We start from the raw sequence: 10,154 nt of genomic DNA, 5'->3' as shown, positions 1-10,154 counted from the left end.
CCACGCTGCGTGCTCTTGACGCCGAGGCCTACGAGCGGGTGGACGCCGCCGCTCTCGCCGTCGGCGACGCCGCCTCCGAAGCGCTCTCCGCGGCGGGCGTGCCGCACCGGCTGCAGCGGGCGGGCAACCTGTTCTCGATCTTCTTCACGGACGCCGAGGTGACGAACTTCGCCGAGGCCAAGGCACAGAACACGGCCGCGTTCACCGCCTTCTTCCACGCCATGCTCGACCAGGGCGTCTACCTGCCGCCCTCGGCGTACGAGGCCTGGTTCCTGTCGGCGGCCCACGACGACGAGGCGCTCAACCGCGTCGCCGACGCTCTTCCGGCTGCCGCGAAGGCCGCCGCCGCCGTCCTTTAGGCCGTCCGGCCCAGGGCGCGGGCTAGCGCGCGGTGACGAGCGCGCGGCGGGGCTTGGTGCCCGCGTACAGGACGCCCGAGACGATCAGGGCCGCCGCCAGCAGGTTCAGCCAGGAGAGCGGCTCGCCGGTCATCAACGCGGCCGACGACATGCCGAACACCGGCACCAGCAGCGTGTACGGCGCCACCGTCGAAGCGTCGTACCGGCGCAGGAGCCAGCCCCAGACGCCGAAGCCGCCGAGCGTGGAGATGAACGCCACGTACACGAGCGACAGCCAGCCCTCCACGGACGGGCTCAACGTGGGCACGCCCTCCAGCCAGAGCGACAGAAGGAGGAGCGGGAGCGAGGAGAAGGCGCTGACCCAGACCATGAAGCGGAGCGAGTCAGGCGGCGCGGCCCTGCGCTGGATCACGTTGCCGAGGCCCCAGGCGGCCGCGGCGGCCACGCAGAGGGCGAAGGCGCCGATCGGACCCGACACGCCGAAGTCGAGCGCGACCAGGGCCAGGCCGCCGAAGGCGACGGCCAGTCCGAGGACGCGGCGGGCGGTGAGCCGCTCCCCGAGCAGCGTCACCGCGAACAACACGGTGAACAGCGCCTGCATCTGCAGGACGAGAGAGGTCAGCCCGGCCGGCATGCCCGCTCGCATGCCCACGAGCAGGAAACCGAACTGGCCGACCCCGATGGTCGCCGCCACCCCGGCGACCCAGCGCCACGGGACCCCCGGGCGTCCCACGAACAGCAGGGCGGGGAACGCGGCCATCGTGAACCTGATTCCCGCGTACAGGAGGGGCGGGAAGTGCCGCAGGCCCACCTGCATGACCACGAAGTTGAAGCCCCAGACGGCCGCGAGGCCGACGGCGAGGGCGAGGTGGCGGGGGCGCACTCAGCGAGCGGGCTTCTGGTAGCGGATGCGCTGGTCGCGAGCCTGCTCGGCGAGCACCTTGAGGTACGACACGGAGCCGGACTGCTGCTTCTTCGACTTAAGGATTCTCATGCATCTATTTTCAAACGCTACAGATTGAAGGACAAGCGAGACTTTCTACGCTAAACCGTTTAGGCTGGCTTACATGTTGGACTTGAACCGGCTCAAGGCCCTTCACGCAGTTCACGTCTATGGGTCGGTCGGAGCGGCGGCCGACGCGCTCATGGTCACCCCGTCGGCGGTGTCCCAGCAGATCGCCAAGCTGGAGCGCGAGACCGGGGCCAGGCTCATGGAGCGCAACGGGCGCGGCGTGCGGCTGACGGACGCGGCCGGCCTGCTCGCCGAGCACGCCGAGCGCATCCTCGCCCTGGTCGAGACCGCCGAGGCGGACTTCGAGGCGCTGCGCGGCGAGGTCGTCGGCCGCCTGAACATCGCAGCCTTCCCCACCGCCGTGCGCGGCCTCATGCCCACCGCGCTCGCCTCGCTCAGGGATCGCCATCCCGACCTGTGGATCCAGCTCAACGAGCGTGAGCCCGAGCGGGTGGTACGCGAGGTGTCCAGGGGCGAGCTGGACCTGGGCGTGATCCAGGACTGGCTCAACCGGCCCATGGCCCTGCCCGACGGCCTGTCCAAGGCCACGCTGCTCGACGACGTGGCCGACATCGCGGTGCCCGACGACCACCCGCTGGCGGACAGCAAGGAGCTGGAGCTGGCCCAGTTGCGCGGCGAGCGGTGGATCAGCGGGTCTCCCGGCACCGTCTGCCACGACTGGCTGGTCTTCACGCTGCGCAACGCCTCGGTGGAGCCCGTGATCGCCTGCATGGCCGACGAGTACCCGACCCAGCTCGCGCTGGTGGCGGGCGGGCTGGGCTGCGCGATCGTGCCGCGGCTGGGACGGGACTGCGTGCCGGACGGCGTGCGGCTCGTGCCGATCAGGCCGCGCCAGACGCGGCGCATCTACGCGGTGTGGCGCACGGACGCGGCCCGCCGTCCCGCGATCAGGGCCATGGTCGAGGCGCTGGCCGAGTCGAGCAGGAATCAGGAGAACGCCTGGGCTGTCAACTGAGCCCCGCGGGGCCCCGGCCGGGTGATGAGGTGGAGCGGATAAGCTGTGCCACACCATGGCTGAAACCACCGTCGTCCACCTGCTGCGCCACGGAGAGGTGCACAATCCCAGCGGCGTCCTGTACGGCAGGCTGCCCGGCTACCACCTGTCCGAGACGGGTCAGCTCATGGCCGAGACGGTCGCCAAGGCCGTGGGCGGCCGTGACATCGTCGCCCTCTACAGCTCGCCGCTCGAGCGCGCGCTGGAGACCGCGGCACCCCTCGCCGACAAACTCGGCCTCGACATCGTCCAGGACGAGCGCCTGATCGAGGCGGGCAACATGCTCCAAGGCCGCCCGGTGGGTAAGGGCCTGGAAATCCTGCGAAATCCTCGCAACTACCGCTATTTCTGGAATCCGCTGCGTCCCTCCTGGGGCGAGCCGTACCCGTCCATCGTCCGGCGCATGAAGTCGGTGATCGACGACGCCAGGGCCGCGGCACGCGGGCACGAGGTGGTGCTCGTCAGCCACCAGCTCCCGATCTGGACGATCAGGATGGCCGCCGAGGGCCGCAGGCTCTGGCACGACCCGCGGCGCAGGCAATGCGCGCTGGCCAGCCTCACCACCTTCACCTTCGACGGCGACCGCCTGGTCAGCGTCGGCTACAGCGAGCCGGCGGGGTCGCTCGAGACGGGTCCGTCCGTTCCCGGGGCCTGATGTCCGGAGTGCCCGGCCTCACCGGTAGAGTTGCAAGCTCTACCGCTTGTAGTACAAGGAGATCTTCCTCCGTGCGCGCCAAGTCCATCTTCCTCGTTCTCCTGGGCCTGCTGGTCGCGGGCTGCGCCGGCAACCAGAGCGGCCAGCCGCAGGCGGGCGACACCCGGTTCGTCGCGGGCGACGGGAAGATGCAGGTGTTCGGCGCGAGCGACCGCAAGCCGGCGCCGGCGATCCAGGGGCCGACCCTCGACGGGGCCACCGCCTCGCTCGCCGCGCACAAGGGCAAGGTCGTGGTGCTCAACTTCTGGGCGTCCTGGTGCGGCCCGTGCCGCGCGGAGGCGCCGGTGCTCAAGGAGGTCGCGGCCCAGACCAAGAGCAGCGGCGTGGAGTTCATCGGCGTCGACTTCAAGGACCGCCAGGCCGACGCGCTTGCGTTCGAGCGCAACGAGAAGACCGGCTACCCGCACATCTTCGACCAGCCGGGCAAGGTGGCGCTGGCCTTCCAGGGCACGGTGCCGCCCGCGGCCATCCCGTCCACGCTGATCATCGACAAGCAGGGCAGGGTCGCCGCCAGGGCGCTCGGCGCGGTCAAGTACACCGACCTGCTCAACACCGTGACCAAGGTGCGCGATGAGTGACCTCGTGGCCTCGGGTTCGCTGCTGGTCGCCGTGCCGATCGCTGTGCTGGCCGGGGTCGTGTCGTTCCTTTCGCCGTGTGTGCTGCCGCTGGTGCCCGGCTACCTGTCGTACGTGACCGGCATGAGCGCCGACCCCAGGCGGGGGCGGCTGGTGCTGGGCACGGCGCTGTTCGTGAGCGGGTTCGGGCTGGTGTTCGTGCTCAGCGGAGCGCTGTTCGGCGGGCTCGGCTCGGTCATGCTGGGCCACGCCGAGATCATCACGCGGGTGCTCGGCGTGCTGACCATCCTGCTCGGGCTGGCGTTCCTGGGGATCATCCCCGGGCTGATGCGTGACGTGCGCATCCACCGCGTGCCGGCCGCGGGGCTGGCGGGCGCTCCGCTGCTTGGGGTGGTGTTCGGGCTGGGGTGGACGCCGTGCATCGGGCCCACGCTCGCCGTCGTGCTCGCGCTCGGGCTCAACGAGGGCAGCGCCGCCCGTGGCGCCCTCTTGGCCGTCGCGTACGCCCTGGGCCTCGGGCTGCCGTTCGTGGGCGCGGCGCTCGCGTACAGCAAGGCCCTGCGCACGTTCCGGGCCATCCGCAAGCACTCGCGCCTGATCACCAGGATCGGCGGCGGCATGATGGTGGCCGTCGGGGTGCTGCTCGTGACCGGGCTGTGGGGACAGATGATCGCTGCCATGCAGGGTCTGATCGGCGCCTTCGAGCCGGTGATCTGATGAGCGTTCAGGAACTGGCGAAAGAGCAGGAGCCCAAGCAGGTAAAGCTCGGGCTGGTCGGCTGGCTGCGGTGGGGCTGGCGCACGCTGACCTCGATGAAGACGGCGCTGATCCTGCTGTTCCTGCTGGCGCTCGCCTCGGTGCCGGGCTCGCTCGTCCCCCAGCGCGGTGTCGACCCCGACAAGGTGGCGCGGCTCTACGAGCAGAGCCCCACGCTGGCCGAGTGGTACGACAGGTTCCAGCTCTTCGAGGTGTTCACCTCGGTCTGGTTCGCGGCGATCTACCTGTTGCTGTTCACCTCGCTGATCGGCTGTGTCCTCCCGCGCACCGCGACGTACGTGCGGGAGCTGCGCCGCAAACCGCCCGCCGCGCCCAGACGCCTGTCGCGTCTGCCTCACTCGGCCTCCTTCGAGGGCGACCTGGACGTCGACGAGGCCGCGCGGCGGCTGCGCAAGCTGCGTTTCCGCGTTGTGACCGGCGACGGCTGGGTCTCCGCGGAGAAGGGCTACCTGCGCGAGACCGGCAACCTGTTCTTCCACGTCGCCCTGCTGGGCATCCTGCTCGCGGTCGGCTTCGGCTCCCTGTTCGGCTACCGCGGCAACGTCCTGATCGTGGAGGGTGACGGCTTCGCCAACACCGTGGCCGCCTACGACCGGTTCATCCCCGGCAGCCAGGTCTCGGCCGAGTCGCTGGAGCCGTTCTCCTTCCAGCTCACCGACTTCAAGGTCGCCTACCAGGTCACGGGTGAGAAGAAGGGCCAGGCGCTCGACTACACCGCCCACCTGAAGGTCAACGACTCGCCCGGCTCGCCCACCCGCGACTACGACCTCAAGGTCAACGACCCGCTCGAGATCGACGGCACGCAGACGTACCTGATCGGCAACGGCTACGCCCCCGTCTTCAAGGTCACCGACGGCAAGGGGCAGGTGGCCTTCGAGGGCCCGGTGCCGTGCCTGATCGAGGCCAAGGCCACGATGACCTCGGGGTGCGTGGTGAAGGTGCCCGACGCGCAGCCGTCGCAGCTCGGGTTCCTGCTGCAGTTCCTGCCCACCAGCGTGCCGCTGACGGACGGCACGTACGCCTCCGCCTTCCCCGGCGAGCTCAACCCCGAGGTGCAGCTCATCGGGGCCTTCACCGGCGACCTCGGCCTGCGTTCCGGCAAGCCGCAGTCGGTCTACGAGCTGGCGCCACCCGAGGTGCTGAAGAAGCTCACCCCGCTCCTCATGGGCAAGAACGTGCCCAAGCCGCTCGCGGTCGGGCAGTCGATCGACCTGCCGAAGGGTGCGGGCAAACTGGAGTTCACCGGGGTCAAGCAGTGGGTCACGCTCCAGACCGCCTACGACCCCGGTCGCATGCCCGCGCTGATCGCCGCGGGCACGGCGGTCGTCGCCATCGCGCTGTCGCTGCAGATCCGCCGCCGCAGGGTGTTCGTACGGATCGGGAAGGGCGTGGTCGACGTGGGCGGCCTGACCCGCACAGAAGGCTCCGCGGCGGGCTTCGCCGAGGAGTTCGCCGAGATCGTCAAGGTTCTATCAGCAGGAGACAAGGATGTCCGCTGAGCAACTCGCCGAGCTGAGCGACCTTTTCGTCGTCGCAGCCGTCCTCCTCTATGTCTTCGCCATGGTCGCCTTCGCGATCGAGCTCGCCTTCGGAAAGGGCCGGCCCGACAAGGCGGCCGTCACCGAGCGGTCGGAAGCCAAGCAGCCGGTCGCGGTCGGAGCGGGCGCCGGCGGGCCGGGCGGCGCGGTCGGGACGCTTCCCCGCGACGGCGCTGACGAAGCCGTGACGCCCGCTGCCAAGGGCCTCGGGGCGGTCAGGGCCGGGAAGGTGGCTCTGGCGCTCGCCTGGCTGGGCTGGGCCGCCCATCTCGCCGCCATCGCCACCCGCGGCCTGTCCGCGGGCAGGTGGCCGTGGGGCAACATGTACGAGTTCGTGATCGCCATCTGCTTCGCCGCCGTGACGGCGTTCCTAGGCAGCCAGCTCCGCTACAACGTGCGCTTCCTCGGCGCCTTCGTGATGGTGGCGGCGGCGCTCGGCCTCGGCCTGGCGGTCAAGTTCTTCTACACGGCCGCTGGGCCCGTGGTGCCCGCGCTGAACTCGTACTGGATCGCCATCCACGTCACCGCCGCGATCATCGCCAGCGGCCTGTTCACGATGGCCGGCGTGTCAGGAATCCTCTACCTGGTGCGCGGCGACGGGGTGTCGCGCCTGCCGACCCGCGCCGACCTGGAGCGGGTGGCGCACCGGGCGATCGTGCTGGCGTTCCCGGTGTGGACGTTCGCGGTGATCGCGGGTGCGCTCTGGGCGGACCGGGCATGGGGCCGCTACTGGGGCTGGGACCCCAAGGAGGTCTGGTCGTTCATCACCTGGGTGGCCTACGCGGCCTACCTGCACGCCAAGGTGACGGCCGGATGGCGGGGCAGGGCCGCGACGATCGTGCAGCTCGTGGCGTTCGGCTGCCTGATGTTCAACCTGATCGGCGTCAACATCTTCATCAGCGGGCTGCACAGCTACGCCGACGTCTGATCGGCTCAGGCGTCGTCGCCGCGCATGCGGCGGTCGAGGTCGCGCAGGAAGTCGGGGTCATCGTCCGGCCCCTTCGGCATGCCCGGACCCGGGGGAACGGGCCACGCGGCGCGCGGGGTCCGCGGCCGGCCGCGGGTCATCCAGACCAGGCCGCCGAGCAACGGGATCAGTACGACGATCAGGATCCACAGGGCCTTTGGTACGTTCCGAACCTCGTCTTCGGGCGTGGTGACCACGTCGAACAGCGAGAAGAGCCAGAAGGCCAGCAGCGCCAGGCCGATCAGTACACCTGCCATGCCCGAACTGTAAGCCATCCGCGACGTGATCGTGCTTCCCGTTGTCCCATTTCGGGTGACTAGGGGAAGATCGGCGTCGTACCGTGGAAGTCGATGCGGCGGTCCCGCCGGACTCCACGGGCGTTGAGAGGTGCGATGGCCTTTTCTGACTCCAAGGTGTCTGGCGACAAGGGAAGACACCGGCGTGGTCGTTGGTGGCGGCGCGGGTCGTATCTCTTCTCGCGCCGCAGAGAGGCGCCCCCTGAAGCCGAGCGCTCGTTCTGGTCCAGCGCCTCCGAGAAGCACCATGAGGCCCGCCCGGGCGCAAAGGCACGCAAGGGCCGCGGAGCGGCCGGAGACGTGCCCAGCGGGCGTTCTGAGCGGGTGACGTGGCCGGGCGCCGAGCAGTCCGAGCGGATGGCATGGCCAGGAGAAGAGGCAGGTCGCCGCTGGGATGCGTTCGCGTTACGCGAACGCCGCCAGAGACTGCCCGCCGCCGTGGTCGAGCGCCCCCGCTACACCTGGTACGACTTCGAGCTCGACGAGCAGCCCAGGGCCCAGCCCAACCGGCCGGACCTGCCGTCCATGGGCGACGGCCTGCGCCACTGCGGCAAGCTGGAGACGATCCTGCACCGCCAGTGGGACGCGAGACAGGGCCCGCCCTCGGTCGACGTCGTACGCGCCGTGGAGAGCCTCGCCAGGCTGCCGGACCGCCTCAAGGAGAAGCTCGCGGCCGGCCTGGAGGGCATCTACGTCGGCCGCGGCGGCGTCCCCGACCTCGACGACATGGGCTACTTACGCGGCGCCCCGCTCCCGTCGGGCCGCGCCACGTGGGACATCTGCGCCGGCGCCTACGGCGACCGCAAGATCGTCGTGGGCGACCGCCCGTCGCCGACCCCGGACGTGATGATGCACGAGGTCGGCCACGCCATCGACGACATCGACTCGCCTTACGGCGACTGGGTCTCCGACTCGCCGGAGTTCGTGCGCCTGTACGACTCGGCCCTGCCGCTGCTGGCCTCCACTTTCCACCGCCAGGGAGGCGGGCTGGGCCGCAAGGAGTTCTTCGCCGACGCCTTCGCCGCCATCGCCTCCCGCCAGCGTCCGGCCCTCGTGGACATGCTCGGGGGAGACACGCGGATGGCGCTCGACATCATGCTCTTCTTCAACCGGCGCTACGGAATCTAGGTGATCGGACATGTACGTCATCCGGCTCGCGGACGGGACCCTGCGCGTGCCGCAGAGCCTGACCAGCGAAGACGGGCGTCTGATCGGCAACGCGTACGTGGAGGTGCAGCCTGGTGATCCGGACTACGAGCAGTGGCTGCCCGAGGCGCTGACGGAGGAGGAGGCGGCCGAGCGCCGCAAGCGCTGGGAAGAGGAGAACGACGACCTCGAGCGCGAGTTCCTGGAGTTCAAGGCGGCGCAGGAGGACGCCTGATCGGGCAGCCGGACAGGCGCCAGCCACGATCAGCGGTTGGCGCCGCCCCATGCTTGCCCTACGGAAGTGTGGCCGGGAAGCACGCGAACAGTGGGTTGCGCCGGCGGTGATCCTGCCATCGCAGGACCACCGTCTGCACGGTCAGACGCGCGGGGACTCACCTGCCGGCCTGTCGGCCGTCAAAACGTCCTCGCCTCGGAGAAGGGCGTGCACTTCCGACTCGCGGAAGCGCCGATGCCCTCCGGGGGTGCGGATACTGCTGATGCGGCCTGCCGCAGCCCAGCGTGTAACCGTCTTTGGGTCTACCCGGAAGAGGGCGGCAACCTCTCCTGGGGTCAGCAGACGCTCGCTGCTACTCTCCACCAATCTCTCCCCCTCGCATCCCGCTTCCTGCCAGCGGGCGGACAGGTAACCAGTGTGTCGAGCGAAGCCTGATTTATCCGTGGTTTTCTACAAAGATCACGGGTTGTTATCAGCTGACTGCCCGATTGTTATATGATAGAGCCTCTTTGGGGCTCTCGTGGGTGTTTCTTTACGAAACTCCCTGACTGGGAACAGTAGCAGCGCTCGCGCCCGATGCGAAGAGCGACCGGTCCACGGGTCCGAGTAACCTCGAACATGTGCGTCCCGTTCTCGTTTACACCGCGTCGCGGATCGTCCTGTTTGTCGTGACCCTCGGTGTGCTGCGCTTGCTCGGCCTGCAAAACCCGCTCGTGCTGATCTTGGCGGCTTTCTTGGTCAGCGGCATAGCGAGCTATGTCCTGCTCAGCAAGCAGCGTGACGCCGTGAGCCAACGCATCAGCGACAAGATCGACCGGCCGGAGTCGCAGGACGACTAGGACTGGGGGAACATGCCAATCCGGGCATGGTACTCCCGTCCGAGTCGGGTTGTGTCGCTACCGACAAGTAGTCCGCTGCGGTGCGCGTAAAACGCCTTCACGCCGATGCCGCGCTCGCGCGTCGGATTCCAACTCAGCGCCTTTCCCGTAGTCGGATGAATGGCTCCGATGCCGGGCCGTGACACCGCTCCGGGGCCGGCCGTGTCGCGGCCCTGCGGATTGTCCAGCCAGCGCTGATGCCCGCCGACGTAGATCGCCGCGCCCGTCACGCAAACCGCGTAGAGCGAGTCGCCTCCCGTGGCGTTGACCCAGGTGGGCTTGATGCGGGAGCCCGTGGCGTACGTCTCGAATCTGGCGGCCGTGTCGCACATGCCGCCCACGGGGCCTCCCGTGGTGACGACCGCGAAATAGCGTCCGTCGGGCGAGAAATCCAGGCCGCGCACGTACGAGGGGAATGCGTCCCTGCATCGGCGCGCGTACGCCTCGGTCCGCCAGGAGGCGACCTTGGCGGTGGGGCCGCCGATGTCGATCAGCCCGAGTTGTGGCCTGGAGTGGCCGTCGAGCGTGGTGAACGAGCCGTCCACCGCGAGCCGGTAGCGGGTGGCGGCGATCGCGTAGACCTTGACGCTGGGCGTGAGCGGCCTGCCCGGCGTGATGGCGAAGGCCGGGTCGGCCGCGC

12 protein-coding genes and 2 pseudogenes are annotated in these 10,154 nt (G+C 69.6%); 10 read left to right on the top strand and 4 right to left on the bottom strand.

The genetic code is table 11. The features are described from left to right. Positions 1 to 359, top strand: a pseudogene (locus AB0J09_RS43240) (aspartate aminotransferase family protein); the annotation flags it as partial. Positions 360 to 381: 22 nt separating this feature from the next. Here the strand turns inward: AB0J09_RS43240 and AB0J09_RS43235 are convergent. Beyond that, entirely contained in the window at positions 382 to 1,242 is an 861-nt protein-coding gene (locus AB0J09_RS43235) for an EamA family transporter (RefSeq protein WP_360704633.1), read from the bottom strand. A 184-nt stretch (positions 1,243 to 1,426) separates the two neighbouring features. Here AB0J09_RS43235 and AB0J09_RS43230 point away from each other — a divergent pair, with 184 nt between their 5' ends. From AB0J09_RS43230 to ccsB, 6 genes are all read left to right on the top strand, one after another. Next, positions 1,427 to 2,347, top strand: a complete 921-nt coding sequence (locus AB0J09_RS43230; RefSeq protein ID WP_360704631.1) for a LysR family transcriptional regulator — start codon at positions 1,427 to 1,429, stop codon at positions 2,345 to 2,347. Positions 2,348 to 2,402: 55 nt separating this feature from the next. Then, positions 2,403 to 3,041: a histidine phosphatase family protein gene (locus AB0J09_RS43225; protein ID WP_360704628.1), complete on the top strand. Its 639-nt coding sequence runs from the start codon at positions 2,403 to 2,405 to the stop codon at positions 3,039 to 3,041. Between the two features lie 71 nt (positions 3,042 to 3,112). Further along, positions 3,113 to 3,679 (top strand): TlpA disulfide reductase family protein, encoded by a 567-nt coding sequence (locus AB0J09_RS43220; RefSeq protein WP_360704625.1) that lies wholly within the window; start codon positions 3,113 to 3,115, stop codon positions 3,677 to 3,679. Continuing rightward, positions 3,672 to 4,394, top strand: a complete 723-nt coding sequence (locus AB0J09_RS43215; RefSeq protein WP_360704622.1) for a cytochrome c biogenesis protein CcdA — start codon at positions 3,672 to 3,674, stop codon at positions 4,392 to 4,394. Before AB0J09_RS43220 ends, AB0J09_RS43215 begins: the two co-directional genes overlap by 8 nt. Next, positions 4,394 to 5,953, top strand: coding sequence for a cytochrome c biogenesis protein ResB (locus AB0J09_RS43210; protein WP_360704619.1), 1,560 nt, complete (start codon positions 4,394 to 4,396; stop codon positions 5,951 to 5,953). Before AB0J09_RS43215 ends, AB0J09_RS43210 begins: the two co-directional genes overlap by 1 nt. Beyond that, positions 5,943 to 6,920, top strand: a complete 978-nt coding sequence (gene ccsB, locus AB0J09_RS43205; RefSeq protein WP_360704617.1) for a c-type cytochrome biogenesis protein CcsB — start codon at positions 5,943 to 5,945, stop codon at positions 6,918 to 6,920. The genes AB0J09_RS43210 and ccsB overlap by 11 nt, the downstream gene beginning before the upstream one ends. 5 nt (positions 6,921 to 6,925) lie before the next feature. Here ccsB and AB0J09_RS43200 read toward each other — a convergent pair whose 3' ends face one another. After that, positions 6,926 to 7,216 (bottom strand): PLD nuclease N-terminal domain-containing protein, encoded by a 291-nt coding sequence (locus AB0J09_RS43200; protein WP_360704614.1) that lies wholly within the window; start codon positions 7,214 to 7,216, stop codon positions 6,926 to 6,928. Positions 7,217 to 7,555: 339 nt separating this feature from the next. On the opposite strand from AB0J09_RS43200, the gene AB0J09_RS43195 reads away from it, so the two are divergent. Both AB0J09_RS43195 and AB0J09_RS43190 read left to right on the top strand, forming a co-directional pair. Further along, positions 7,556 to 8,383, top strand: a complete 828-nt coding sequence (locus AB0J09_RS43195; RefSeq protein WP_360704611.1) for a hypothetical protein — start codon at positions 7,556 to 7,558, stop codon at positions 8,381 to 8,383. 10 nt (positions 8,384 to 8,393) lie between these two features. Then, entirely contained in the window at positions 8,394 to 8,636 is a 243-nt protein-coding gene (locus AB0J09_RS43190) for a hypothetical protein (protein ID WP_360704608.1), read from the top strand. Positions 8,637 to 8,777: 141 nt separating this feature from the next. Here the strand turns inward: AB0J09_RS43190 and AB0J09_RS43185 are convergent, their stop codons facing one another. Then, positions 8,778 to 8,999, bottom strand: coding sequence for a BldC family transcriptional regulator (locus tag AB0J09_RS43185; RefSeq protein WP_026214226.1), 222 nt, complete (start codon positions 8,997 to 8,999; stop codon positions 8,778 to 8,780). A gap of 257 nt (positions 9,000 to 9,256) precedes the next feature. Between AB0J09_RS43185 and AB0J09_RS43180 the strand changes: the two genes are divergently transcribed. Next, the gene (locus AB0J09_RS43180; RefSeq protein WP_360704605.1) at positions 9,257 to 9,475 is read left to right on the top strand and encodes a DUF4229 domain-containing protein; all 219 of its coding nucleotides are present in this window, start codon (positions 9,257 to 9,259) and stop codon (positions 9,473 to 9,475) included. Here the strand turns inward: AB0J09_RS43180 and AB0J09_RS43175 are convergent. Further along, a pseudogene (locus tag AB0J09_RS43175) lies at positions 9,472 to 10,154 on the bottom strand (hypothetical protein); the annotation flags it as partial. The gene AB0J09_RS43180 and the pseudogene AB0J09_RS43175 sit on opposite strands and share 4 nt — an antisense overlap.

This window comes from Nonomuraea sp. NPDC049784, assembly GCF_040659615.1.
In the GTDB taxonomy this organism is placed as follows: domain Bacteria; phylum Actinomycetota; class Actinomycetes; order Streptosporangiales; family Streptosporangiaceae; genus Nonomuraea.
This window is presented reverse-complemented; position numbering and strand designations above follow the sequence as displayed.